Source organism: Klebsiella sp. 141153 (assembly GCF_032601995.1).
Classification (GTDB): Bacteria; Pseudomonadota; Gammaproteobacteria; order Enterobacterales; family Enterobacteriaceae; genus Klebsiella; species Klebsiella aerogenes.
In genome coordinates, this window is sequence record NZ_JAQIRJ010000004.1 from 145,956 (window position 1) to 170,874 (window position 24,919).

Here is a 24,919-nt window from a genome sequence, read left to right on the forward strand (position 1 = left end):
GCTATGCAATAAGGGTAAATAATGCAAATGGTTACCTCGCGACAGAACAGATTATTAAAATTTCTCCTGCCTAAACGAGAATACGTTACGTTATTAAAAATGGCTGAATACTTAAATGTTTCAGAAAAAACAGTTCAGCGTGACTTACGTTTTCTTGAACAATGGCTCTCTGACTGGAAAATCAGTATTGATAAACGTGCCGGCGCGGGCGTCATGCTATTGGCTGATAACGTCGCCGATCTGTTGCAATTAGACCAGTTACTCAGTAGCGAAAGTGATGATACAGATGCCATGATGAATAATTCCCGGCGTGTGAAAATTGCTTCTCAGTTATTAAGTGAAACGCCGCGCGAAACATCGATCAGTAAATTGTCTGAACGTTATTTTATTAGCAGCGCCTCGATTGTAAATGATTTAAAAGTGATCGAATCATGGATTAGGCCACTGGGTCTGATGCTTATTCGTAGCCAGAGCGGCACTCATATTGAGGGGAGTGAATCACATGTTCGCCAGGCTATGGCCTTATTAATTAATGGTGTTATTAACCATAATGAACCAGGAAATATTATTCACTCCCGTCTGGATAGTGGTAGCTATAAGGCCCTGGTGCATTATTTTGGTGAAGAAGATGTCATCTTTGTGCAGTCGCTTCTTCAGGATATGGAACGAAAATTAAGTTGGTCGCTAGGCGAGCCATATTACGTCAATATCTTCACCCATATCCTGATTATGATGTATCGCATAACCCGCGGCAATGCCTTACCGCGCCGGGAACAGGGACATCCGTTATTTGATGAGTCCATCTTTCGTATCGCGCAGAATATGCTGCAAAAAATTGAGGCCCGCATTGCCCATCCTTTACCAGAGGACGAAAGCTGGTTTATTTATCAATACATTATTTCGTCCGGCATGCTGGTGGAAGAACGTGATGATGTCAGCATGCTGCGCAATATACATTCCAGCGATGAGGCCCGGCAAATCACCTCCCGGCTGATCGCCCTGTTTTCCTCGGTGGTTGATATCGATCTTACGCATGACACCGCGTTATATGAAGGGCTGCTCATTCATATTAAGCCGCTGCTTAACCGGCTGAATTATCGTATCTATATCCGTAATCCGCTGCTGGAAGATATCAAGGGTGAATTAACAGAGGTGTGGCCATTAACTCTGCGGGTGGTGAATCAGGTATTTGCCGCCTGGGGCGAGAACGCGGTTTCGGAAGATGAAGTGGGTTATTTAACCGTGCATTTCCAGGCCGCGATGGAGAGGCAGGTGGCCAGAAAGCGAGTTCTGTTGGTGTGTTCGACCGGGATTGGTACTTCGCATCTGTTGAAAAGCCGGGTCCTCAGGGCCTTTCCTGACTGGACCATCGTCGGCGTACTGCCTGCGGGTAGTCTACATACGCTACAGCGACAGGATGATATTGAACTGGTCATTTCAACCATTCATCTGCCGGAGATTGCGTTACCGGTAGTCTATGTCACGGCTTTTTTTAACGATGCCGATATTAAGCGGGTGACAGAAAAAGTTATCACCGAGAAATTACACCATGCTGCAACATCAACTGCCAGCAATGAAATTTTATATCCATGAGGTAAATAATATGGACATCAGCCGGATTTTAAATACTAAGCGTGTATTGCTGGATATGAAGGCCACGACTAAAAGTGAAGTTATTGAAGAATTAACCGATCTGCTGCAGAAAGATGGGGCCATAAGCTGTCGCGAAACGTTTATTAACGACGTTTGGCAGCGTGAATCGGAAGGTTCGACCGGATTTGAAAATCACATCGCTATTCCTCATGGGAAATCATCCGCGGTGCTGAATACTACGCTCGCCATTGGTCGTACTCGCCAGGATATTGCCTGGGAAACGCTCGATGGAAGCCAGGTTCGTTGCATTATTTTATTTGCCGTCCGTCTGGAAGACCAAAATACCACCCATATCCGCTTACTCTCCCAGGTCGCTGGAGCGTTGGCCGATGATGACATTATTGCGCAATTGCTCGAAGAAACCAGTCCGCAGAAGATTATTGATCTCTTTAGTCAATATGCTGAATCGGATGTTTACTAACAATAACTATTGGAGTCTGAGATGAATATTGTCTGTGTTGCCGCCTGTACGGCGGGTATTGCTCATACTTATATCGCACGTGAGAAGTTAATGAAAGGCGCGAAAGCGCTGGGCCACAATGTCAAAGTTGAAACTCAGGGAACAATAGGTACTGAGAATGAACTGACAACTGAAGATATCGCTGCCGCCGATGTCGTTATTCTTGCCGTTGATGTGAAAATTAAAGGCGAAGAGCGTTTTAAAAACAAACGAATTGTCCGCGTGAAAACGGAGGTCGTTATTAAATCACCGATTCAGTTTATCGAAAAGGTCGAGAAATCCTTAGCTAATGCCTGATCCTTATTCTGGAGGGATCTACCATGAGTGAGAATAAACCACCTGTTTCGCAGGAAATTAAAAAGCATTTATTAACGGGTATTTCATGGATGATACCGCTGATTGTTGCCGCCGGGATCTGCATTGCCCTCGGTCAGGTCCTGGGCGGTACCAATGTCGCCGAGAAAGTCGGCACCATTCCGTGGATGTTGAATCAAATCGGCGGTTGGGGGATGGGGCTCATCGTCCCGCTCATCTGCGCGGCGATTGCATATTCAATCGCCGACAGACCCGGTTTTGCCCCAGGTCTGATAGTTGGGTTTGTCTGCGGGCAAATCCACACCGGTTTCATCGGCGGGATGCTGGGCGGTTTCCTGGTAGGTTATACGGTGCTGCTGTTAAAGCATTACGTTCGATTGCCAAAATCGATGCAAGGGCTGATGCCCATTATGGTGTTGCCGGTATTAAGCACCATTATCAGCGGTCTGTTGATGATGACCCTGATAGGCAAGCCGATTGCCTGGCTGCAGGAGGCCTTGATTCATCTGTTGGAGTCGATGCAGGGCGGTTCACGATTCCTGTTGGGGGCCATTCTTGGCGCGATGGCCACCTTTGATTTTGGCGGGCCGGTGAATAAAACCATGTCGTTATTCGCCGATGGCTTGCTGGTGAGCGGGGTCTATGGGCCGGAGGCGGTCAAGTTTGTCGGCTCCATGATCCCGCCGTTCGGTATTACGTTGTCCTTCCTTCTGACCCGCCATAAATATACCCGTGCCGAAAGTGAAGCGTTAAAGGCCGCCTTCCCGATGGGTATTTGCATGATCACCGAAGGGGTGATCCCTATCGCGGCCCGCGATCTGCTGCGGGTGGTGGGATCCTGCGTCGTGGCTTCAGCGGTGGCAGGCCTTGAGCAGCAGCGTATTTTGATCCACGGCAGCGGCTTTTCGCAGCTGATTGCCCAGTATATTTATAATAAGTTTCTCGTTACCGGCGTGAACGCCAGCCTGGCGCTGTGGCCCGATTACGAAATCCTTGAGCAAAAAAACGCTGCCCGTTTTGATTCTATCTGGATCATTTCGAAATCCGGACGCAGCAGTTCGGCGTTAAATTGGGTTAAGGCGCTGGAAGGTAAGGAGATAAACCTGGTTTGCTTTACCGGCGATTATCAAAGCCCGCTGGCGCAGGCCGCGAATACGGCGTTTATTATTCACGACCCGCAGAAGTTCGACGATGATATTTACTGGAGCAACCCGTTTTTTGGCTACTGCATATTGGGCTTTGAGCGGTTGTTAAAAATGTGGTTTACCAGCGTACGTAGCAATAGGTAGCCCCGCTAAGCGTAGCGCCGCCGGGCAATATCCGCGGATAAGGAGCCGCTTTTGCGCCGGGTGGCGGCTACGCCTTACCCGGCCTACAGTCCGTGCGACCTGCCTTTAATGTCTTCACCACGCTGGCTGAAACTGCCAGTGCTGATGGCCTCAAAATCGCTGAGACGTTCCCGGAAGGCCGGGGCAGCCCGCATGGATGCGGGCTGAGGGCCGTGATTTGCAGGGACGCAGCCTCGGCCCGACCCGAAGCCTGCAGGGATAAGTCGAGGGGACCGCGTAGCGGCGATTTTGGCGGCCAAAGCCCGGGGGTACAGGGGGCGGCGGCGACTGGCCGCCCCCTGTGCGCTCACTGCGCCACGGAAAACATATTGCATAAAAATCAACCGGGAGCGCAATGTCCTCTGAAGCGACATGCGATAAACGTTTTCTCAAGCGAAAAAGTTGCAAATCGATAACAGTATCTACTCAATCGAGCGTGAACTCGTTACCGCCACCCGGCGAACTGTTCATCGTCGAGATAGGCCGCAACCAGCCTCTTCGCCAGCGAATATGAACCGACCAGCGGATGAGCCATTAACGCCCTTACCGCCAGCGATTTGTCCTGCTGCAGAATTGCCGCCACCGCCAGCCGTTCATACTCCTTCACGCTGGCAATCATATTTTTCTGCGCCGTCGGTACCTTAATCGGCGTCACTGGCTTAAGACCCTCTTTGCTCAGATCGCAGCTGATTTCAATTACATCGTCGGGGCGTAAAAAATCGAGCGTGTCGTTATTCTGTATCGACACCACAATGCGTTTGGTGGTGGTGCTGTTGACCGCCTCCAGAATATCCAGCGCCACCCCGGCGTAGCCGCCGGTATCCGGCTCTTCGATAAACTGCCGCAACGTTAACGGCTCGCGGGTATGGAATTTTTCCTGCTGCGACTCGTTCTGCATATAGCTGTTTTCGCGGCGCAGGTAGTGCTTCATCCAGATGGTAAAGGCCGCCTGCGGATCCGCTTTAACATCCACGCCGCTTAGCTCCTGACGCATATCGTGGTTGATACGGGCAATCTGCTCGCCGCGGGTCTCCGGCGCCTGTTGAATCGCTCGTAGCGCCACTTCGCGATAGTAGTAGTAATAGAGATACTCGTTGAGCAACTGGTTATCGCACAGTTTGACCAGCTCCGGCGAGAAGTACTGCATCGCCGTTTTGCGATACAAATCCGGGTTGGCGACCAACTGGGCGGTAACATCTTCCCCGCGCACGGTGAAATGCGTAAACCAGGAAAAGTGGTTTAAGCCGTAGCATTCCACGCTCAGGTCGTGCGGGTCGCAGCTGAGGATCTCCGGCAGCTCGCGGATGAGCTCCGACGGCGCATCGCAAATCCCGTACACCCGGCGTTTGAAACCGGATTTGATAATCGCCTCGGTAACCAGCCCGGACGGATTGGTAAAGTTAAACAGGATCGCGTCTTTGTCGGCGTGTTCCTCGATCAACTGACAGTAGCGCAGGATCGCCGGGATCGAGCGCATCGCCATGGCAAAACCGCCCGCGCCGGTGGTCTCCTGGCCCAGCGTGTTATGCTCCAGCGCAATCCGCTCGTCGCGGATGCGGCTCTCATCGCCGCCGACGCGCAGCGTGGTAATCACGTAATGGGTACCCTGCAGCGCGGCAATCGGATCGCTGGTGGTAGTAAAATGAATATCCGGGCGAATGGTATTAAATACATAGCGGGCGATTTCACCAAATAGCGATAAATTCTCCGCTGAGCTATCCTGAAATACCACTTCCGTTAAACCAATGCGGTGCGCGTTATAAGCCAGCGACTTCGCCAGAAATGCAGAGCGTACGCCGCCCCCGCCTAATACGGTTAATTTCATATATTACTCCCAATTAATTTTCTGCTAGCCAGCTATCAACCCGGGAACGGACTTGCCCGACTTTGACGCCATAAATAACCTGAACTTCATTACGATTGCGTACTACGCCATTTGCGCCGGTGCTTTTTAATATTTCATCATCAACTAATGCCATATTATGGACGGCCACCCGCAGGCGCGTGAAACAGTTATCAACGGAGATAATATTGGCTTTACCGCCTAAACCATTAATAATTTCATCTGTCATCGACTGCGGGCCGCTGACTTTTTTACGGTAGTCCGCCTTACTGTATAACTTGACGTTATCGTCATCCTCGCGGCCCGGCGTTTTCAGATTTAACTTCATGACCAGCGTGCGGAATATCGCGTAATAAACGATAAATTGACCAATACCGATCAGCACGTACCCAGGCCAGCGGGTTAACGACACCGGCAGCGGCAGGTTGTAGATCAGAAATTCAATCAGGCCGGAGGCGCCCCACGGTCGCACGGTGAAGATGTCGCAAATTGCCTGTGAAGCGGCGGTTAAGGTCGCATGGATCACCCACAGCAGCGGCGAGACAAATAAGAAGGTGAACTCAATGGGTTCGGTGATGCCGGTTAGCATCGAGGTGATAATCGCCGGCAGCAGAATCGCCTTCGCCATCGCTTTCTTCTCCGGCTTCGCGGTGTGATAAAACGCCAGCGATGCGCCCGCCAGGCCAAAGATGGTGGTCATCCCCTGTTGCGAGAAACGCAACGCGTCGTTCATCACCGGGGTCAGGTCTGGATGGCGCATATAGGCGAGGAAAATCGCCTGGGTGCCGGAGACCACCTGGCCATCGACATTCAGCGTGCCGCCGATTTGCGTGAGCTGGAAAGGCGACCACACGAAATGGTGCAAGCCGGTGGGAATAAGGAATTTTTCAAAGAAGCCGTAGACAAACACTCCCGCGACGCCGGCGTTCTTCATAAACCCGGTCAGCGCGCTAATACCGTGGGTCATAAACGGCCAAATCCAGGTAAAAGCAATGGCGTAGCAGATAATGACCGGCGTCATCGCGACCAGCGTCAGCTTCGCCCCGCCATACATCGATAGCGCGCCGGGCAGCTCAATATTGGAGACTTTATTATGTACCCAGGCAATGGTGCAGCCAAGGATGATTCCGAGGAATACCCCCATATCGACGACCACAAAGCCTAATAGCTGCGTTTGCCCGGTGCCGTAATATTCGCCGTTAATTTTTTCCGCCACCGCATGCGTATGTTCCAGCCATGAATGGTTGGCGCCGAGAAACATGATAAAACACATCACCGAGACAAGCGCGACTTCCGTTTTTTTATCTTTTGCCAGGCCGTAACTTATTCCCACGCAAAACAATAATCCGAGGTTACCGAATAATGGCCAGAAGGTATCGCCAAGCAGTTGCCCTAATTGATGAAGGAAACTGGTTTCAGCAATAAGAGTTGGGTTAGTTAAGACGGAACTGAGAGCCAGAATTAATCCAATGACCGGCAAGAACAATACTGCGCCGATCAGGGCCCTGGAGAATTTTTGCATATTCTCCAGAATACGTTGACGTATTACAGACATGGTTGTTCCTTTTATTTTTGTAGGTACAGGGGATCATTATTTTTATCAACTTCCAGTATTTTGGTTATAGCAATTCTGATATTTGAAAGGAACCTGTTGCGGGAAATAGGTACAAATAGCCGCTCATTGCGCACAGGTTTCAGAACCCTCTCCCTGAAAGGGAGAGGGAGCTGTCAGAGCTGAGTTTTGCGGGGAGAGGGCAGGGTGAGGATGACTTTACTGCGGCGCGGCGGGCGCGTTGCTAACCTCGCCGTTGCGCATCACCTGCGCCGCCTGCTGCTTATCCATATTGGCGGCGCTGAGCTGGCCGTTGACGCTCGGTTTCAGCGGCGCATTGGCCTGCACGCTACCGTTCGCGGTTAGCTGGAAGTTGCCGTCGCCGCTAATCGGCAGCGCAGGCCAGCCCCAGGCCTGCAGAATATTCAGCGGCACGCCGCGGCCGTTCAAGCTCAGATTAACCTGGCGCTGCGGCAATTGTGACACCGCGGCGGTCGCCTGCAGAATACCGCGCTCGGTAAAGGCGCTCAGCTCGCTGATGTTGACCGTAGAAGCGTTCGCACTCAGCTTCAGCGACGGGCGGCGCACGTCGATGCGGTTGAAGGTCGCGGCGGCGGCATTGAGGGTGGCGCTGCCGTTCCACACGCCCCACTGGCCATCTTTCACCAGCTGTAATTCGCCGCCGTAACCGTCCAGCGCGGTGATCTGCCACGGGAAGGCCGGGTCGATATCGATAATCAGATTTCGGCTGGCGCTGAACTTCTTCAGCGTCAGGCTTTGCAGCCAGCCCGGCATTGGCTCCATCCACAGCTGTTTCCAGTTGGACGGCAGCGTGTATTCCAGCCCGGCGAAGACGGCATCGTCGAGCAGCAGCGCATTACCGGCACGCAGCCAGTTTCCGGAGGTACGCACCATGCCTCCCTCCCAGCGGGAGCTGAACTGGCGTAGCGCAATGCCCTGCGGCGAGAATTCGGCATTAACGATGGGATCGAGGAAGTTCAGCGAACCGTAGATAAACTCGCTGGCGTTCATCGATAGCGTCCCGTCGTCGCTCTGCCAGCCGTTATGGCTCAAGGTCAGATTGCGCAAGTTGAGGTCGAGGTCGGTCACCGCCCAGCCTGGCCCCTGCAAACGAGCATCGGTCACATCCAGCCGGCCAATCTGCAGCGACGGCACCGAGGTGAGCGGCGCAAGGAACTCATTCAGCGGTTTGGTGCTCTGCAGACGAATTTCATTCAGGCGCAGGTTATCAACCAGCCAGCTACCGTCAGCGCGGCGTTTGGCGTTGCCGGTCAGCGTGCCGTGCGCGATATCGGCGCCAAGGGTGTTCAGAGTCACCTCGCCGTTATCAATTGCCCCCTGGATCAGGACGTTGCTGGCTTCGACGCCGTTAATATTCATCGAGCCCGCGCTCATCTGAATTTGCGCTTTTCTGCCCAGCACGTCGCCCGCTTCCGGCTGCCACGGCATCACGCCGCCGGTCACCCGCTGCGCGCTCAGGTTCCACTCGCTGTCCGGGCTGTTAAAGGCCATATCGCGTAGCTGCAGGCGGTCGGCGGCAAACGGCATCGAGGCGGAAGCCGGAGAGAGATTCAGCGTGCCGTCGCTGAGGACGATTTCATCGGCGTGCAGCGGGTCGCTGAACTGGCGGGTGCTAAAACCGATATCCACCGTTCTGGCGACCAGCGTCGGCGGCTTGCCGTCGCGGCCAAAGGTGACATTTTGCAACTGCAGATGCAGTGGGGAAGAGAAGTCATGCGCCATCTTATCGAAGGCGATTTTCCAGCCGGTGCTTTCGCTTAACCAACTGCTCGCCTGGCGCGCCCCCCAGCGGGTTTGCAGCGCAAAGTAAGCGGCGACGATAACGACCAGCAGGGCGATCAGCAGCCAGAGAATCAGCTTTCCAAGAAATTTCATGATCTTCCATCCTGATAAGTACACATCACCGTGTTATGCACGATTTATGCGCAATCCTCAAGGCAGGAATAGTGAAATGAGATGAAGTGAGGTGAAGAGATGTTACAGCCGCCGCGCTCCCTGGTCGCCGTGGCGATACCGGGGAGCGCAACTTCAATGCGTTAGTTCTTCTCAGGTGGGAAGATTAAATTCAGAACAATCGCCGTGATACCGCCAGCGGCAATACCGGAGGAGAGCAGGTTTTTCAGCCAGTCCGGCGCGAACTGCAGGATCAGCGGCTGCTGCGATACGCCGAGACCCACCGCCAGAGAGAGGGCGATAATCAGAATGGCGCGGCGATTCAGCGGCTCGCGGGAGACGATGCGCACGCCGGATGCGGCAATGGTACCGAACATCACCAGCGTCGCGCCGCCAAGTACCGGCTCAGGAATATGCTGTACAAAGCCGCTTACCGCCGGGAACAGGCCGAGCACAATCAGCATCAGCGCCACCACAAAGCCCACATAGCGGCTGGCGACGCCGGTCAGCTGGATCACGCCGTTGTTCTGGCCGAAGCAGGAGTTCGGGAAGGTATTGAAAACGGCGGAAACAAATGAGTTCAGGCCGTTCGCCAGTACGCCGCCTTTCAGGCGTTTCATATACAGCGGGCCGGAGACCGGTTGTTCAGAGACGTCGGAGGTGGCGGTGATATCGCCGATCGTTTCCAGCGAGGTGATCATAAAGACCAGCATCAGCGGCAGCAGCAGGCTCCAGTCGATGCCCAGGCCGTAATAGAGCGGCGTAGGGATAGTGATCAGGCTGCTGTTGGTAGGCGCGGTGTTAGCCGGCAGCATATCGAGGAACCACGCCGCCAGATAACCGGCAGCCATCGCGATGACCAGCGAGGCGATGCGCAGGTACGGGTTGCGCTGGCGGTTGAGGATAATGATCAGCGCCAGCACGATGCCCGCCAGCAGCAGGTTTTTCGGCGCGCCGAAGGTGTGGTCGGCCATCGCCGCATAGCCGCCGCCGATAGAAGTCAGGCCAACCTGAATCAGCGACAGGCCGATAATCATCACCACCACGCCGGAGACCAGCGGCGTAATAATGCGGCGCGCCAGATGCAGAACCCGCGAGAGGACCATTTCGGTGCAGCTCGCCAGCATCAGGGTGCCGAACAGCGCGGCCATCATCGTCGGCACGTCGGCGCCGCCGGTTTTCAGCGCGGTGCCGCCCATAATCAGCGGGGCGACGAAGTTGAAGCTGGTGCCCTGGATGGAGAGCAGGCCGGAGCCTACTGGTCCCCAGGCTTTAATCTGGATAATGGATGCCACGCCGGAGGCGAACAGCGACATGCTGATGATGTGTTGCGTATCTTCGGCCGGAAGGCCGAGCGCCTGACAGATAAGCAGCGCCGGGGTGATGACCGCGACAAACATCGCCAGCAGGTGCTGGAATGCGGCAAACAGCGTTTGCGGAAGCGGCGGACGGTCTTCGAGGCGATAGATTAATTCGCTGGCTGGTTTATGCGCAACCGGTTGCGCATTTTCTGACTCTGCGGTCGTAACGGACATCACAAACAATCCCAAGGTGGCAAAGCGGGAATTTTATCGGACTGTAGACCAAAAGCAAACGTTTGCCACGATTTGGCGCGAAAAATATCCTCACTGAATAGATGTAACAAATTAATTAACATTTTGTATGCTTGATCGCATCAACGCTAATACAAAATATCTTTTTCTGTCATTTTTTGCGCACTTCTGCTTAAAATCGCTCTCCGACTCCTCAAGATGAGAAGTAATCGACACCAGGAATACCGTCGCGTGTGAATGAATCATGCGCCCATAAGGAGCTCTTTTTTATGTTGCATCTCGATACCTTATCGACGCTCGTTGCCGCAACCATGGTGTTGCTTTTAGGGCGAAAGCTCGTTCAGAACGTCCCATTCCTCAAAAAATATACCATTCCTGAACCCGTCGCCGGCGGCCTGCTGGTGGCGCTGGCGCTGCTGGTTTTGAAAAAAAGCATGAATATCGAAATTGATTTCGATATGAGCCTGAAGGACCCGCTGATGCTGGCATTCTTCGCCACTATCGGCCTTAACGCTAACCTTGCCAGCCTACGGGCGGGCGGCAAAGTGCTTGGCACTTTCCTGATTGTGGTGGTAGGCCTGCTGCTGCTGCAGAACGCGCTCGGTATCGGCATGGCGAAGCTGCTGGGGCTGGATCCGCTGATGGGCCTGCTGGCCGGTTCTATTACGCTTTCCGGCGGTCACGGCACCGGGGCGGCGTGGAGTAAATTGTTCGTTGAGCGTTACGGATTTGCCAACGCCACCGAGGTCGCCATGGCTTGCGCAACCTTCGGCCTGGTGCTCGGCGGCCTGATCGGCGGGCCGGTGGCGCGTTATCTGGTGAAGCACTCTTCCTCGCCGGACGGTACGCCGGACGACCAGCTGGCGCCGACGGCGTTTGAGAAGCCGGATATGGGCCGCATGATCACCTCGCTGGTGCTGATTGAAAGTATTGCGTTAATCGCTATCTGCCTGACGGTAGGGAAGGTGGTTGCGCAACTGCTGGCAGGCACCGTGTTTGAATTGCCGACCTTCGTCTGCGTGCTGTTTATCGGCGTGATCCTCAGCAACGGCCTGGCGCTGGCTGGGCTGTATCGCGTGTTTGACCGCGCGGTATCGGTACTGGGCAACGTCAGCCTGTCGCTGTTCCTCGCGATGGCGCTGATGAGCCTCAAGCTGTGGGAACTGGCGTCGCTGGCGCTGCCGATGATTATTATTCTGGCGGTGCAGGCGGTGGCGATGGCGCTGTATGCGGTGTTTGTGACTTACCGGATGATGGGCAAGAACTATGATGCCGCCGTGCTGGCAGCCGGTCATTGCGGGTTCGGGCTTGGCGCGACGCCGACGGCGATTGCCAATATGCAGGCGATTACCGACCGTTTTGGCCCGTCGCATATGGCTTTCCTGGTGGTGCCGATGGTGGGGGCGTTCTTTATCGACATCGTCAACGCGCTGGTGATTAAGCTGTACCTGTTGCTGCCGATATTTGGCTGATAAAAAACCCGGAGGCGGTGCTGCGCACCTGTCCGGGCTACAAGATCGTGCTGTTTGGGATTTTGTAGCCCGGCTAAGGCGTTTACGCCGCAAGCCGGGAATACCTCCACAATCTTACGCTTCGTCGTGCTCTTCCCACGCTAACGCGCGTTTCACCGCTTTCTTCCAGCCGCTGTAACGATAGTTGCGCTCGGTGGTTTCAATACCCGGGCGGAATTCACGTTCAATCACCGCTTTCTCCTGCAGCTCGTCGAGGTTTTGCCAGAAGCCGACCGCCAGACCTGCCAGATAGGCGGCGCCCAGCGCCGTGACTTCACGCACTTCCGGGCGTTCCACGCGGGTGCCGAGAATATCGGACTGGAACTGCATCAGGAAGTTGTTGGCGACCGCGCCGCCGTCCACGCGCAGGGCGTGCAGACGAATACCGGAGTCGGCCTGCATCGCTTCCAGAACGTCACGCGTCTGATAGGCGATAGATTCCAGCGTGGCGCGGATAATATGGTTGGCGTTCACCCCGCGGGTCAGGCCGAAAATCGCGCCGCGGGCATACGGATCCCAGTACGGCGCGCCAAGACCGGTAAAGGCCGGCACCACATACACGCCGTTGGTGTCCTTCACCTTAGTGGCGAAGTATTCAGAATCGAAAGCATCGTTGATGAGTTTCATTTCATCACGCAGCCACTGAATCGACGCCCCGGCCATAAACACCGCGCCTTCCAGCGCGTAGTTCACTTCGCCGGTCGGGCCGCAGGCGATGGTGGTCAGCAGGCCGTGGGTTGAGGTCACCGCCTTTTCACCGGTGTTCATCAACATGAAGCAGCCGGTACCGTAGGTATTTTTCGCCATCCCTTCTTTCACGCACAGCTGGCCAAACAGCGCCGCCTGCTGGTCGCCGGCGATGCCGGAGATAGGAATACGGGTGCCGCCTTTGCCGCCGATGTTGGTCTGGCCGTACACTTCAGAAGACTTACGTACTTCCGGCAGCATGGCGCGCGGGATATCCAGCGCGTCGAGCATTTTGTCGTCCCAGTCCAGTTCATGGATGTTGAACAACATGGTACGCGAGGCGTTGGTGTAGTCGGTGACGTGCACGCGCCCCTGGGTCATTTTCCAGATAAGCCAGGTATCAACGGTACCGAACAGCAGCTCGCCGCGCTTGGCGCGCTCGCGGGCGCCTTCGACGTGGTCAAGGATCCACTTCACTTTGGTGCCGGAGAAGTACGGATCCACCACCAGGCCGGTGGCTTTACGGATGTACTCTTCCATGCCGTCGCGCTTGAGCTGCTCGCAGATATCCGCGGTACGGCGACACTGCCAGACGATAGCGTTGTAAATAGGCTTGCCGGTCTCACGCTCCCATACGATGGCGGTTTCACGCTGGTTGGTGATGCCGATGGCGGCAATTTCGTCGGAGTTGATGTCGGCTTTCGCCAACACTTCGACCAGCGTAGAGCTCTGCGAGGCCCAAATCTCCATCGGGTCGTGCTCAACCCAGCCTGGCTTCGGATAAATTTGTTCGAATTCACGCTGTGATACGCTGACGATATTGGCGTCGTGATCCATCACGACGGCGCGGGAGCTGGTAGTGCCCTGGTCGAGCGCAACGATATATTTTTTCTCGGTCATAATTGGTGTCCCGTAGTCAGATTACAGCGAAGCTTTTTGTTGCGACGCGGAAGAAGCGGATTCTTTTTCTTCCTCGACGCAGGTGTCGCAAGGCAGATGGCGGCCGATAAATTTGCGGTAGCTGAATGCGCCCAGCGCCGCGCCGACCACCGGTGCGCACAGCGGCACCAGGAAATAAGGAATATCTTTGCCGCCGGTGAAGGCGACGTTGCCCCAGCCTGCCAGCCAGGCGAAGGCTTTCGGTCCGATATCACGCGCCGGGTTCATCGCGAAGCCGGTCAGCGGGCCCATGGAGGCGCCGATAACAGCAATCAGCAGGCCAATCAGCAGCGGCGCCAGCGGGCCGCGCGGCACGCCGTTGCCGTCGTCGGTCAGTGCTAAAATCACGCCCATCAGAATAGCGGTAATCACCATTTCTACCGCGAAGGCCTGCACAAAATTGATATGCGGGTTAGGGTAGGTCGAGAAGATACCGGCGAGCTCAAGGCTTTCCACGCTGCCGCGTACCATGTTGTGGGTGTGTTCGAAATCGAAGAAAAGATTGTAATAAAGCCCGTAAACTAATGCCGCAGCGCAAAAGGCGCCGGCGAATTGCGAAATAATAAAAGGAACAACTTTGCGCCCATCAAAGCAGGCGAATAACCATAAGGCGATGGTGACTGCCGGATTAAGGTGTGCACCGGATACGCCCGCGGTCAGGTAGATAGCCATAGCCACCCCCAGACCCCAGATGATGCTGATTTCCCACTGACCGAAGCTGGCTCCTGCGACTTTGAGCGCAGCTACGCACCCAACGCCGAAAAAGATCAACAACCCGGTACCGAGAAACTCTGCGATGCACTGGCCTTTTAATGTTGATGTCTGGCTCATAATCGGATCCTGAAGCGAAGTGATTATTGTAAGTATGTTGGTCGCGGACGACCACGGTGCCTTGTAGGCATAGTGTTAATTTATCGTTAACGAGCATAAACGAGAAATATCGAAATTTAAATTTGTGTCCCTCGTCAAGAAAATGAGCGTTTTCGCGCCATAAACGCGTGTTGCGGCACATTTACCCACCTTTTTCTGCGTATTTTGTTATCTCATTGATTAACAATCGCCAGAGAAGTTCGGGGCAATTGCCGCGAACGCACCAGGTAAAGACTGAAAAGTGTTGCAAACCGCAATCTGCGCGGGTTGTCGCTGGACAGGTGAGGCGGGGATTCATACAATCGACGACAACACCGCTATTGTGCGCTAATTCGTTAAGGCGGGACCGCGTATACGAAACACGAGTTTCTATCAACGCCTTGCAAGATCAGGAGAGGTATGACGATGTCATTAGAAGTGTTTGAGAAATTAGAATCAAAAGTTCAGCAGGCGATTGATACCATCACTCTGTTGCAGATGGAAATCGAAGAGCTGAAAGAAAAGAACACCACGCTGGCGCAGGAAGTGCAGAGCGCGCAGCACGGCCGTGAAGAGCTGGAGCGTGAAAATAGCCAGCTGAGAGAACAACAGCAGGGCTGGCAGGATCGTCTGCAGGCGCTGCTGGGTCGCATGGAAGAAGTCTAATCGCTTCCCGCCCCTTCCCGCCCGGGAGGGGGTTTTCTCTATCCCCCGCTTTATATCTCCAGGTTATAGCCAATCTTTTTTTATTCTTTAATCATTGATTCGCTTTCTGGCAGGCTAAGTTCATCACAACACACATAAAGAGAGCGGTGCGATGAATAAGTGGGGCGTAGGGTTAACTCTGTTGCTGGCATCCGCCAGCGTGCTGGCAAAAGATTATCAGCTGTTGAACGTCTCGTACGATCCGACGCGCGAGCTGTACGAACAGTACAATAAAGCGTTTAGCGCGCACTGGAAGCAGGAAACCGGCGATAACGTGGTGATCCGTCAGTCGCACGGCGGCTCCGGCAAACAGGCGACGTCGGTTATCAACGGGATTGAAGCGGATGTCGTTACCCTGGCGCTGGCCTACGACGTAGACGCCATTGCCGAACGCGGTCGTATCGATAAAAACTGGCTGAAACGCCTGCCGGATAACTCCGCGCCATATACCTCAACCATCGTGTTCCTCGTCCGTAAGGGCAACCCAAAACAGATCCATGACTGGAACGACCTGATTAAACCAGGCGTATCGGTCATCACCCCGAACCCGAAAAGCTCCGGCGGCGCCCGCTGGAACTATCTGGCGGCCTGGGGCTATGCCCTGCATCAGAATCACGGCGATCAGGCTAAAGCGCAGGAGTTCGTGAAGGCGCTGTATAAAAACGTGGAAGTGCTGGATTCCGGCGCGCGCGGTTCTACCAACACCTTCGTGGAACGCGGGATCGGCGACGTGCTGATTGCCTGGGAGAACGAAGCGCTGCTGGCGACGAAAGAGCTGGGCAAGGACAAGTTTGAAATCGTGACGCCGAGCGAGTCCATTCTGGCAGAGCCGACGGTTTCCGTCGTCGATAAAGTGGTGGATAAGAAAGGCACTCGTCAGGTGGCGGAAGCGTACCTGAAGTATCTCTACTCGCCGGAAGGCCAGGAGATTGCGGCGAAGAATTTCTATCGTCCGCGCGATCCTGATGTGGCGAAGAAATATGCCAACGAGTTCCCGAAACTGAAGCTGTTTACCATCGATCAGGAGTTCGGCGGCTGGACGAAAGCGCAGAAGGAGCACTTCTCCAACGGCGGTACCTTCGACCAGATTAGCCAGCGTTAATCCTCTTGTCCCTGCTGGCGCTACGCTTAGCAGGGCTACAGTTCTGCGCCGTCCGGTAGCCCGGATAAGGCGCCAGCCGCTACCCGGGAGTCCCTGCTTGCGCTACGCTTAGCAGGGCTACAGTTCTGCGCCGTCCGGTAGCCCGGGTAAGGCGCCAGCCGCTACCCGGGATAACTCCTCGACCACCATCTGTTTTCATTTAGTCATCAAATTACGTTACTCTTCCGGTTCAGGCTTAACAGGGAACGATAATGAGAAGAGTAAGATACCTTTTGTGGGCGCTGCTGGTGGTTATTCTGGCGGCTTTGGCCGGCGGCTACTATTGGCTGCATTCCGGCAACCCGAACGCGTTACGTCATATTGTCCTGCAGCAGTGCGTACCCAATCAGCAGCAACATCAGAACCCGTCGCCGTGCGCGGAAGTGAATCTGAAAGGCGGCTACGTGTTGTTTAAAGATCGCAACGGCCCGCTGCAATATCTGCTAATGCCGACCTACCGTATTAACGGTACCGAAAGTCCGCTGTTGTTGGATCCGCTAACGCCGAATTTCTTCTGGCAGGCCTGGCAGGGGCGCGAAATTATGAGCCAGCGCCGCGGCGCGCCAATTGATGATAACGCGGTATCGCTGGCGATTAACTCGCGCAGCGGGCGCACGCAAAACCACTTCCATATTCATATCTCCTGCCTGCGTCCCGATGTCCGCGCGCAGTTAGATAATGATGCGGCGACGATTAGCAGCCGCTGGCTACCCTTGCCGGGCGGTCTGCAGGGCCATGAATATCTGGCGCGTCGGGTAACGGAAACCGAGCTGGCTCAGCGCAGCCCGTTCCTGATGCTGGCGGAAGAGGTACCGGAAGCGCGCGAACATATGGGGCGTTATGCGTTAGCGATGGCGCGTCAAAGCGATGGCTCGCTGGTGCTGTTGGCGACAGAGCGTAACCTGCTGACTCTCAACCGTGCTTCGGCGGAAGAAATTCAGGATCATAGCTGCGCAATTCTTAACGCAAACCACTAGTTCTGGCGTTTACCTGTCTTTCCTGTCGTCGTATTCTTGCTGAAAAAAACGACAGGAGACAGGCATGTCGCTCTGGCTAACCCACCCGCTGTTCCTCCCTTCGCTGATCGTCGGCATCACCATTGTGCTCTGGGCGACTTCGCTGTTACCGGAATTTATCACCGCGCTGCTGTTCTTCGCGGCGGCGATGATGACCAAAATCGCTCCGCCGGAGGTGATCTTCGGCGGTTTTGCTTCCTCGGCGTTCTGGCTGGTGTTCAGCGGCTTTGTGTTGGGGATCGCCATTCGAAAAACCGGACTGGCGGATAGAGCGGCGCAGGCGCTATCGGCGCGGCTCACCGACTCCTGGCCGCGGATGGTCGGCAGCGTGGTATTACTGAGTTATGCGTTGGCGTTCGTGATGCCATCAAATATGGGGCGCATCGCGTTGTTGATGCCGATCGTGGCGGCGATGGCCCGGCGCGCGGGGATAGCCGACGGCACGCGCGGCTGGTACGGCCTGGCGCTGGCGGTGGGCTTTGGCACCTTCCAGCTATCTGCGACCATTTTGCCCGCTAACGTGCCGAATCTGGTGATGAGCGGGGCGGCGGAAGGTTCTTACGGGATCCATCTGAATTACGTTCCCTATTTACTGCTGCATACGCCGGTACTTGGCTGGCTGAAAGGGGCGGTGCTGGTGGCGCTGATCTGCTGGCTGTTTCCCGGCAAGCCGCATTCGCCGCGCGAGCTGGCGCCGCTGGCGCCTATGAGCCGCGACGAAAAGCGTCTGGCGTGGCTGCTGGCGGTGGTGTTGACGTTATGGGTGACAGAGAGCTGGCACGGCGTCGGCCCGGCGTGGACCGGCCTGGCGGCGGCAGTGGTCACGCTGCTGCCGCGAGTGGGATTTATCAGCGGTGAGGAGTTCGCCAGCGGGGTGAATATGCGCACCTGCATTTATGTTGCAGGCATTTTGGGACTGGCGATTACCGTGACCCAAACCGGGATTGGCGGCGCGGTGGGTAACGCGCTGCTGCAGGTGATGCCGCTGGATAAAGATAATCCGTTCACCAGCTTCCTGGCGCTGACCGGAATTACCAGCGCGCTGAATTTTATTATGACCGCCAACGGCGTCCCGGCGCTGTATACGACTTTTGCGCAGAGCTTTGCCGACGCGACCGGCTTTCCGCTGCTGAGCGTGATTATGATTCAGGTGCTAGGTTATTCCACGCCGCTGCTGCCGTACCAGGCGTCGCCGATCGTGGTGGCGATGGGATTAGGTAAAGTCCCGGCGAGAGCGGGGATGTTGCTATGTCTGGCGCTGGCGGCTGTGAGCTATGTGATTTTGCTGCCGCTGGATTACGCGTGGTATCAGCTATTGGGGAAATTGTAGCGATAATATAAAACCCGGCTCGCGCTGCGCTAAGCCGGGTTATGACTCGTGCGAATTTTTCAGCAACCCCGGCGGCGTTTCACCACCGGGAAAGCGAATTACGCTTTTTTCGCCGCTTCTGCAGCTTTAACGATCACCGCGAAAGCGTCTGCTTTCAGGGATGCGCCGCCAACCAGCGCGCCGTCGATGTCCGGCTGGGTGAACAGCTCTGCGGCGTTGCCGGCGTTAACGGAACCGCCGTACTGGATGATGACCTGCTCAGCGATTTTAGCGTCAGCTTTAGCAATGTGGTCACGGATGAATTTGTGTACCGCCTGAGCCTGCGCTGGGGTAGCGGATTTACCGGTACCGATAGCCCATACTGGTTCGTACGCGATAACCACGCCTTCAAAAGCGGCTGCGCCCTGAGTTTTCAGAACCGCGTCGATCTGACGCGCGCAAACTTCTTCAGTTTTGCCCGCTTCGTTTTCCGCTTCGGTTTCACCGATGCACAGAACCGGCGTCAGACCCTGCTCTTTCAGTACAGCGAATTTCTTCGCGATCAGTTCGTCAGATTCTTTGTGGTAGGTACGGCGTTCGGAGTGGCCGATGATGATGTACTGCGCGCCGATATCTTTCAGCATTTCGGCGGAGGTTTCACCGGTGAATGCGCCGGACAGGTTCACGTCAACGTTCTGCGCGCCCAGGTGAATGTGGCTGCCTTCTGCCGCACGCTTAGCCAGGTCGAGATACATTTCCGGCGGCGCGATTGCCACTGCACAGCCGCTTACGCCGGCCAGTTCAGTACGCAGGTTAGCAACCAGTTCGTTTACCATGTGGCGGCTGCCGTTCAGTTTCCAGTTACCCATCACTAAAGGATGTCGCATTTTAATTCTCCACGCTACTAAGCGAATTAAGGAATATAGCCGCCCCAGAGGGCAGCATGGTCTGTGAAACAGTATAGAGACTCGTCACTGGAAAGGCTTTGCTTTTTGTCATTTATTGTTGTCTTCCAGCGTTTCAGATAGCGCCAGCTTAATCGGTTCAATGGCGAAAGTTAGCCCTTTTTCCCCGTGATCTGCCACTACATAGCGCACCGCGCCTTCGGTTTCGGTGTAGTAGCGTTTGCCTTTGCCGGCGGTCAGCAGTTTTTGCAGCTTTTGCTGGCTCTGCAGTGGGCTTAGGGTCGGCACAAAGGCGCGAAGAATGGCGCTCATATATTCCTGCGCTTTCGCTTTCGCCGCTTTTTGCTCCGGCCCCTGAATCGGCAGCCAGGTTATCTGCATTGATTTAATCTTCAGCGTGCCGCGCTCCAGCGCGGTAGAGGCATAGAGATTCTCGTTAATCTTGGTGGCGGCGCGGGTCAGGTTGGCTTTATCGCGGCTGGAGGCGATAGAACGAAACTCGTTAAGCGGCAGTTTCGGATTATCGGCATTAAATTTCTCGCGGAACTCGCTGATGCTGACATCAAAAATCGGCGCGCTGGGTAAAAGATAGGGGGCGGTGGCGGCGGATTCCGTTTCTGCGGACAACGCCATCGGGCCGACAGATAACGCTGTCAGCCCAATCAAACTTAAGATTGCCCACTTCTTCATGCCCATCTTTCCTTTTTTTGCCTGCCGACGATTAAAACGGGAACCGTCACGCTTGTCAAAAAGTGACGCCTTCAGGGTAAACTACGCGAATGATGATGATAAGGAATAAAACATGACCCTACAGCAGTGGTTATTCTCAATTAAAGGCCGTATTGGCCGCCGGGATTTCTGGATTTGGATCGTTATCTGGGTGTTGACCATGAGCGCGCTGTTTACTCTCGCGGGCAGCAATTTGCTGAGTTTGCAGACCGCGGCGTTTATTCTCGTCTGCCTGCTCTGGCCGACGGCGGCGGTAGTGGTGAAGCGTCTGCACGATCGCGGGAGATCCGGCCTCTGGGCGCTGCTGATGATTCTGGCGTGGATGCTGCTGGCGGGCAACTGGGCGATGTTGCCGCAGGTTTGGCAGTGGGGCGTCGGGCGCTTTGTACCGACGCTGATTATCGTCATGATGTTGATCGACCTGGGCGCGTTCGTCGGCACCCAGGGCGAAAATAAGTTTGGCAAAGAGACGCAGGATGTCCGCTGGAAAGCGGACGTCTGATTACCAGTAGTGCTCTGCCGTCATATGGCCCGGTCGGCGACGCAGATGTTTGGTCATCTGCCGGGTCTCTTTCAGCAACTGCTGGGTATCACGCACCATCTGCGGGTTGCCGCACAGCATCACGTGGCTGGTATCGGCGGTCATCGGCAGGCCGACCGCCTCTTCCAGCGCGCCGGTTTCAATCAGGAACGGCACCCGGCCCGTCAGCGAACCTTCCGCTGTCTCGCGGCTGACCACGGTCTGGATACGTAATTTGCCGGCATAGCGCTGCTCCAGCTCGCGCATTTGCGGTAAATAGCTGAGGTCGGCGGCATAGCGCGCCGCATGCACCAGCACCAGGTTCTTGAAGCGATCCAGGTCTTTCCCTTCTTCCAGAATCGACAGATAGGGGCCGATCGCCGTACCGGTGGCGAGCATCCACAGCGTGTCGCAGTCCGGCACCTCTTCCAGCACGAAGAAACCGGCGGCTTCGCTGACAATCTGCACGTCGTCGCCGGGTTTCAGCGCGGCCAGTCGCGGGCTGAGTTTACCCTCCGGAACGGTGACCAGGTAGAACTCAAGATCGGGATTGCTGGGGGCGTTGACGTAGGAGTAGGCGCGCTGCACGCGCTCGCCGTCAACATCCAGGCCCAGTTTAGCAAACTGCCCTGCGGTGAACGGCTCAACGGGCGCGTGAATGGTGAGGCTAAACAGTGCATCGGTCCAGTTTTGCACTTTTACAACTTTACCTGTAACCCAGTTTGCCATTGCGTCTCTCCTTTCAATCTCGTCAGTCTATCTTCACCGCGACGGGAGAAGATTTCCAGCCCGAAAAGGCTGGAAAGCTCGATTGATCAAATGTTTTACAGGATGTGTTGCTGGACGTCCGGGTCTTTTCGGTCGAGGTAATGAATCGACTGAATACGGCGGATAGTCCGCGATTTACCGCGGATCAGCAGCGTTTCAGTGGTCGCCATATTGCCCTTGCGGGTAATGCCGTCCAGTAGATCGCCTTTGGTAATCCCGGTGGCGGAGAAGATGACGTTATCGCTGCGCGCCATTTCATCAAGACGCAGCACTTTGCCCGCTTCGATGCCCATGGTTTTGCAGCGCGCCAGTTCGTTTTCACCGATACGGCGGTTCTCTTCGCTGTCGCCCTTCACGTGGTGACGAGCCAGCAGGCGGCCCTGCATATCGCCGTCCAGCGCGCGGATCACCGCCGCCGAAACCACGCCTTCCGGCGCGCCGCCGATGCCGTACAGCACGTCGACTTCGCTATCCGGCATGCAGGTAAGGATAGAGGCCGCCACGTCGCCATCGGGGATCGCGAACACGCGCACGCCCAACTGCTGCAGTTGCGCAATGACCGCGTCGTGGCGGGGTTTCGCCAGCACGGTGACGGTCAGTTCAGCGAGCGGTTTATTCAACGCGCGGGCGATGTTGCGCAAATTATCTTCCAGCGGCAGATTGAGATCGATAGCGCCTTTAGCGCCGGGGCCGACAATCAGCTTTTCCATATACATATCCGGCGCGTTGAGGAAGCAGCCTTTATCGCCGACCGCCATCACTGCCAGCGCGTTGGCCTGGCCCATGGCCGTCATGCGGGTGCCTTCAATTGGGTCGACGGCGATATCTACCGCGTCGCCTTTGCCGGTACCCACTTTTTCGCCGATATAGAGCATCGGCGCTTCATCGATTTCGCCCTCGCCGATGACGATGGTGCCGTCGATATTGACGAGGTTAAGCATAATGCGCATGGCGTTAACCGCTGCGCCGTCGGCGGTATTTTTATCGCCGCGGCCCAGCCATTTATAGCCCGCCAGCGCGGCGGCTTCGGTGACACGCGAAAATTCGATGGCCAGTTCTCGTTTCATAATCCACTCATTGTGTAGAAAAGTTGCCCGTAGCGCGGCAAAAAGGACGCGCTACGCGTTGGAATAGCGTTCGGTTTCCGGCATCCAGCGCTCAATCAGCGCCTGCGCCTGCAGCGGATAGCGTTCGTGAATATGGCGAGCAATGCGCTGAACCTCGGGGATCATGGCCTGATCGCGCAGCAAGTCCGCTACTTTAAATTCGGCGTTGCCGGTCTGGCGGGTGCCGAGAAGCTCGCCGGGGCCGCGGATTTCAAGGTCTTTCTGGGCGATGACGAAACCGTCGTTGCTGTCGCGCAGCACCTGCAGGCGCTTCTGCGCCGTTTTGGAGAGCGGCGATTTATAGAGTAGCACGCAGTGGGAGGCGACGGCGCCGCGCCCGACGCGCCCGCGTAGCTGGTGCAGCTGCGCCAGACCCAGACGCTCCGGGTTTTCGATAATCATCAGGCTTGAGTTAGGGACGTCAACGCCGACTTCAATCACCGTGGTGGCGACCAGCAGGTGCATCTCGCCCTGCTTGAAGGCCTGCATCACGGCCTGTTTCTCCGCTGGTTTCATTCGCCCGTGAACGAGACCGATGTTAAGTTCCGGTAGCGCCAGCTTGAGCTCTTCCCAGGTGGCTTCCGCCGCCTGGGCTTCCAGCAGATCGGACTCTTCAATCAGTGTACAGACCCAATAGGCCTGGCGACCTTCCTGGGTGCAGGCGTTGCGCACGCGGTCGATAATGTCGCTGCGGCGGGTGTCCGGGATAGCGACGGTAGTGACCGGGGTACGGCCCGGCGGCAGCTCGTCGATAACCGAGGTATCGAGATCGGCATAGGCGGTCATCGCCAGGGTGCGCGGAATCGGTGTAGCGGTCATGATCAACTGATGCGGGTGGAAGCCCTGCTGCTGGCCCTTTTCCCACAGCGCCAGGCGTTGATGAACGCCAAAGCGATGCTGTTCGTCGATAATCACCAGCGCCAGGCCGTTAAACTGCACCTGCTCCTGGAAAATGGCGTGGGTGCCGACAATCATCTGCACTTCGCCGTTGGCAATGGCTTCCTGCTGCGCCTGGCGCGCTTTGCCTTTCTGTTTGCCAGCCAGCCAGCCGACTTCAATGCCCAGCGGCGCGAACCAGCTGCGGAAATTATTGGCATGCTGCTCGGCCAGCAGTTCGGTAGGCGCCATCAGCGCCACCTGTTTGCCATGGGCGATAGCGCGCAGGGCGGCCAGCGCGGCGACCAGCGTTTTACCGGATCCGACGTCGCCCTGCACCAGGCGCATCATCGGCACGTCCAGCGCCATATCGCGCTCGATCTCCGCGGTGACGCGCGCCTGCGCGCCCGTTGGTTTAAAGGGTAGAGAAGCCAGAAGCTGGGTTTTCAGCGTGTCGTTGGCGCTGAGCGGCAGCGCATGGTAGCGCTGGGCACCGGCGCGGAGCGCCAGCATGCTGAGATTATGCGCTAGCAACTCTTCCAGGATAAGACGCTGCTGTGCCGGATGTTTACCGCTCTCCAGCTCGCTGAGCTGTAGCGACGGCGGCGGGCGGTGCAGCGTACGCAGCGCCTCCGGCAGACTCATCATCCCCTGCGCCAGCTCCGGCGGCAGCAGTTCGCTAATCGCGCAGGTTTCCAGCAGCTCAAGCGCCTGATCGGTGAGTTTGCGCAGCGTCGCCTGCTTAATGCCTTCAGTGGTCGGGTAGACCGGAGTCAGGGTTTCCTGCAGCTCCGGGGTGCTCATATCGCCCTGCACGCGATATTCCGGGTGGATCATCTCGGCGCCGAACTTGCCGCGTTTAGCTTCGCCGTAGGCCAGCACACGACGACCGGTCGCCAGGCTGTTTTTCATCGCCGCATTGAAGTTAAAAAAACGCATGGTCAGGATGCCGGAGCCGTCGCTGATCTGACAGGTCATCATCCGGCGGCCGCCGAAGGTGATATTGCTGTTGAGCACTTCACCCTCTACGGTTGCGTAGACGCCCGGCAGCAGTTCGCCGATTTGGTACAGGTGAGTCCGGTCTTCATAGCGTAGCGGCAGGTGTAGTAGCAGGTCCTGAACCGTATGCAGACCGATTTTCGCCAGTTTGTTGCTCTGTGCGGCGCCAACGCCGGTCAGCGAGTTGAGCGGTACGGCATCTAACAGGCGGCCTGACATC

The 24,919-nt window shown here is 56.0% G+C and carries 20 protein-coding genes and 2 pseudogenes; 11 read left to right on the forward strand and 11 right to left on the reverse strand.

Annotated elements, in window-relative coordinates; all coding sequences use genetic code 11:
* Positions 1-21: 21 nt before the first annotated feature.
* From PGS10_RS09245 to PGS10_RS09265, 5 genes and pseudogenes are all read left to right on the forward strand, one after another.
* Positions 22-1,593 carry a BglG family transcription antiterminator gene (locus PGS10_RS09245; protein ID WP_047078207.1) on the forward strand — a complete coding sequence of 524 codons (1,572 nt, stop codon included), beginning with the start codon at positions 22-24 and terminating at the stop codon, positions 1,591-1,593.
* Positions 1,594-1,603: 10 nt separating this feature from the next.
* On the forward strand, positions 1,604-2,074 hold the full coding sequence (locus PGS10_RS09250; protein WP_047078206.1) for a PTS sugar transporter subunit IIA: 471 nt from the start codon (positions 1,604-1,606) through the stop codon (positions 2,072-2,074).
* A 21-nt stretch (positions 2,075-2,095) separates the two neighbouring features.
* Complete coding sequence (locus tag PGS10_RS09255) at positions 2,096-2,410, forward strand: PTS fructose transporter subunit IIB (protein WP_015369119.1); 315 nt, start codon at positions 2,096-2,098, stop codon at positions 2,408-2,410.
* A 23-nt stretch (positions 2,411-2,433) separates the two neighbouring features.
* Positions 2,434-3,294, forward strand: a pseudogene (locus PGS10_RS09260) (PTS fructose transporter subunit IIC); the annotation flags it as partial.
* Positions 3,289-3,717: pseudogene (locus tag PGS10_RS09265) on the forward strand (SIS domain-containing protein); the annotation flags it as partial. The pseudogenes PGS10_RS09260 and PGS10_RS09265, both read left to right, overlap by 6 nt.
* Before the next feature lie 484 nt (positions 3,718-4,201).
* Here PGS10_RS09265 and PGS10_RS09270 read toward each other — a convergent pair.
* From PGS10_RS09270 to PGS10_RS09285, 4 genes are all read right to left on the reverse strand, one after another.
* Positions 4,202-5,581 carry a glycoside hydrolase gene (locus PGS10_RS09270; RefSeq protein WP_316422767.1) on the reverse strand — a complete coding sequence of 460 codons (1,380 nt, stop codon included), beginning with the start codon at positions 5,579-5,581 and terminating at the stop codon, positions 4,202-4,204.
* A gap of 13 nt (positions 5,582-5,594) precedes the next feature.
* On the reverse strand, positions 5,595-7,154 hold the full coding sequence (locus tag PGS10_RS09275; RefSeq protein WP_316422768.1) for a PTS transporter subunit EIIC: 1,560 nt from the start codon (positions 7,152-7,154) through the stop codon (positions 5,595-5,597).
* 216 nt (positions 7,155-7,370) lie between these two features.
* Entirely contained in the window at positions 7,371-9,068 is a 1,698-nt protein-coding gene (locus PGS10_RS09280) for an AsmA family protein (protein WP_316422769.1), read from the reverse strand.
* A 161-nt stretch (positions 9,069-9,229) separates the two neighbouring features.
* The gene (locus tag PGS10_RS09285) at positions 9,230-10,621 is read right to left on the reverse strand and encodes a nucleobase:cation symporter-2 family protein (RefSeq protein WP_015369129.1); all 1,392 of its coding nucleotides are present in this window, start codon (positions 10,619-10,621) and stop codon (positions 9,230-9,232) included.
* 287 nt (positions 10,622-10,908) lie between these two features.
* Between PGS10_RS09285 and gltS the strand changes: the two genes are divergently transcribed.
* On the forward strand, positions 10,909-12,111 hold the full coding sequence (gene gltS, locus PGS10_RS09290) for a sodium/glutamate symporter (protein WP_316422771.1): 1,203 nt from the start codon (positions 10,909-10,911) through the stop codon (positions 12,109-12,111).
* Positions 12,112-12,225: 114 nt separating this feature from the next.
* On the opposite strand, the gene glpK is transcribed toward gltS, so the two are convergent.
* Positions 12,226-13,737, reverse strand: a complete 1,512-nt coding sequence (gene glpK, locus PGS10_RS09295; RefSeq protein WP_045411423.1) for a glycerol kinase GlpK — start codon at positions 13,735-13,737, stop codon at positions 12,226-12,228.
* Positions 13,738-13,758: 21 nt separating this feature from the next.
* Entirely contained in the window at positions 13,759-14,607 is an 849-nt protein-coding gene (locus PGS10_RS09300) for an MIP/aquaporin family protein (RefSeq protein ID WP_015369132.1), read from the reverse strand.
* Between the two features lie 438 nt (positions 14,608-15,045).
* Here PGS10_RS09300 and zapB point away from each other — a divergent pair, with 438 nt between their 5' ends.
* From zapB to PGS10_RS09320, 4 genes are all read left to right on the forward strand, one after another.
* The gene (zapB, locus tag PGS10_RS09305) at positions 15,046-15,291 is read left to right on the forward strand and encodes a septal ring assembly protein ZapB (RefSeq protein ID WP_020077673.1); all 246 of its coding nucleotides are present in this window, start codon (positions 15,046-15,048) and stop codon (positions 15,289-15,291) included.
* Between the two features lie 151 nt (positions 15,292-15,442).
* Entirely contained in the window at positions 15,443-16,432 is a 990-nt protein-coding gene (locus tag PGS10_RS09310; RefSeq protein ID WP_015369134.1) for a sulfate ABC transporter substrate-binding protein, read from the forward strand.
* 251 nt (positions 16,433-16,683) lie between these two features.
* Entirely contained in the window at positions 16,684-17,448 is a 765-nt protein-coding gene (locus PGS10_RS09315) for a CDP-diacylglycerol diphosphatase (RefSeq protein ID WP_047078198.1), read from the forward strand.
* Between the two features lie 64 nt (positions 17,449-17,512).
* A complete protein-coding gene (locus PGS10_RS09320) occupies positions 17,513-18,817 on the forward strand; it encodes an SLC13 family permease (RefSeq protein WP_047078197.1) in 1,305 nt (434 codons plus the stop codon).
* Positions 18,818-18,915: 98 nt separating this feature from the next.
* On the opposite strand, the gene tpiA is transcribed toward PGS10_RS09320, so the two are convergent.
* The gene (gene tpiA, locus PGS10_RS09325) at positions 18,916-19,683 is read right to left on the reverse strand and encodes a triose-phosphate isomerase (protein WP_002922909.1); all 768 of its coding nucleotides are present in this window, start codon (positions 19,681-19,683) and stop codon (positions 18,916-18,918) included.
* A 108-nt stretch (positions 19,684-19,791) separates the two neighbouring features.
* Positions 19,792-20,391 carry a DUF1454 family protein gene (locus tag PGS10_RS09330; protein WP_015369137.1) on the reverse strand — a complete coding sequence of 200 codons (600 nt, stop codon included), beginning with the start codon at positions 20,389-20,391 and terminating at the stop codon, positions 19,792-19,794.
* 112 nt (positions 20,392-20,503) lie between these two features.
* On the opposite strand from PGS10_RS09330, the gene PGS10_RS09335 reads away from it, so the two are divergent.
* Complete coding sequence (locus PGS10_RS09335) at positions 20,504-20,932, forward strand: DUF805 domain-containing protein (RefSeq protein ID WP_045390577.1); 429 nt, start codon at positions 20,504-20,506, stop codon at positions 20,930-20,932.
* Here the strand turns inward: PGS10_RS09335 and fpr are convergent, their stop codons facing one another.
* The 3 genes from fpr to recG all read right to left on the reverse strand — a co-directional run bounded on the left by fpr (position 20,933) and on the right by recG (position 24,918).
* Positions 20,933-21,679, reverse strand: a complete 747-nt coding sequence (gene fpr, locus PGS10_RS09340; RefSeq protein WP_032709404.1) for a ferredoxin--NADP(+) reductase — start codon at positions 21,677-21,679, stop codon at positions 20,933-20,935.
* Between the two features lie 95 nt (positions 21,680-21,774).
* Complete coding sequence (gene glpX, locus PGS10_RS09345) at positions 21,775-22,785, reverse strand: class II fructose-bisphosphatase (RefSeq protein ID WP_045390580.1); 1,011 nt, start codon at positions 22,783-22,785, stop codon at positions 21,775-21,777.
* 51 nt (positions 22,786-22,836) lie between these two features.
* Entirely contained in the window at positions 22,837-24,918 is a 2,082-nt protein-coding gene (gene recG / locus PGS10_RS09350; RefSeq protein ID WP_047078196.1) for an ATP-dependent DNA helicase RecG, read from the reverse strand.
* Between the last annotated feature and the right edge of the window lies 1 nt (position 24,919).

Excerpts from the sequence above, each read along its gene's own strand:
- PGS10_RS09245 (WP_047078207.1), top strand. The coding sequence starts at position 22 with ATGCAAATGGTTACCTCGCGACAGAACAGATTATTAAAATTTCTCCTG.
- PGS10_RS09250 (WP_047078206.1), top strand. The coding sequence starts at position 1,604 with ATGGACATCAGCCGGATTTTAAATACTAAGCGTGTATTGCTGGATATG.
- PGS10_RS09255 (WP_015369119.1), top strand. The coding sequence starts at position 2,096 with ATGAATATTGTCTGTGTTGCCGCCTGTACGGCGGGTATTGCTCATACT.
- PGS10_RS09270 (WP_316422767.1), bottom strand. The coding sequence starts at position 5,581 with ATGAAATTAACCGTATTAGGCGGGGGCGGCGTACGCTCTGCATTTCTG.
- PGS10_RS09275 (WP_316422768.1), bottom strand. The coding sequence starts at position 7,154 with ATGTCTGTAATACGTCAACGTATTCTGGAGAATATGCAAAAATTCTCC.
- PGS10_RS09280 (WP_316422769.1), bottom strand. The coding sequence starts at position 9,068 with ATGAAATTTCTTGGAAAGCTGATTCTCTGGCTGCTGATCGCCCTGCTG.
- PGS10_RS09285 (WP_015369129.1), bottom strand. The coding sequence starts at position 10,621 with ATGTCCGTTACGACCGCAGAGTCAGAAAATGCGCAACCGGTTGCGCAT.
- gltS (WP_316422771.1), top strand. The coding sequence starts at position 10,909 with ATGTTGCATCTCGATACCTTATCGACGCTCGTTGCCGCAACCATGGTG.
- glpK (WP_045411423.1), bottom strand. The coding sequence starts at position 13,737 with ATGACCGAGAAAAAATATATCGTTGCGCTCGACCAGGGCACTACCAGC.
- PGS10_RS09300 (WP_015369132.1), bottom strand. The coding sequence starts at position 14,607 with ATGAGCCAGACATCAACATTAAAAGGCCAGTGCATCGCAGAGTTTCTC.
- zapB (WP_020077673.1), top strand. The coding sequence starts at position 15,046 with ATGACGATGTCATTAGAAGTGTTTGAGAAATTAGAATCAAAAGTTCAG.
- PGS10_RS09310 (WP_015369134.1), top strand. The coding sequence starts at position 15,443 with ATGAATAAGTGGGGCGTAGGGTTAACTCTGTTGCTGGCATCCGCCAGC.
- PGS10_RS09315 (WP_047078198.1), top strand. The coding sequence starts at position 16,684 with ATGAGAAGAGTAAGATACCTTTTGTGGGCGCTGCTGGTGGTTATTCTG.
- PGS10_RS09320 (WP_047078197.1), top strand. The coding sequence starts at position 17,513 with ATGTCGCTCTGGCTAACCCACCCGCTGTTCCTCCCTTCGCTGATCGTC.
- tpiA (WP_002922909.1), bottom strand. The coding sequence starts at position 19,683 with ATGCGACATCCTTTAGTGATGGGTAACTGGAAACTGAACGGCAGCCGC.
- PGS10_RS09330 (WP_015369137.1), bottom strand. The coding sequence starts at position 20,391 with ATGAAGAAGTGGGCAATCTTAAGTTTGATTGGGCTGACAGCGTTATCT.
- PGS10_RS09335 (WP_045390577.1), top strand. The coding sequence starts at position 20,504 with ATGACCCTACAGCAGTGGTTATTCTCAATTAAAGGCCGTATTGGCCGC.
- fpr (WP_032709404.1), bottom strand. The coding sequence starts at position 21,679 with ATGGCAAACTGGGTTACAGGTAAAGTTGTAAAAGTGCAAAACTGGACC.
- glpX (WP_045390580.1), bottom strand. The coding sequence starts at position 22,785 with ATGAAACGAGAACTGGCCATCGAATTTTCGCGTGTCACCGAAGCCGCC.
- recG (WP_047078196.1), bottom strand. The coding sequence starts at position 24,918 with ATGTCAGGCCGCCTGTTAGATGCCGTACCGCTCAACTCGCTGACCGGC.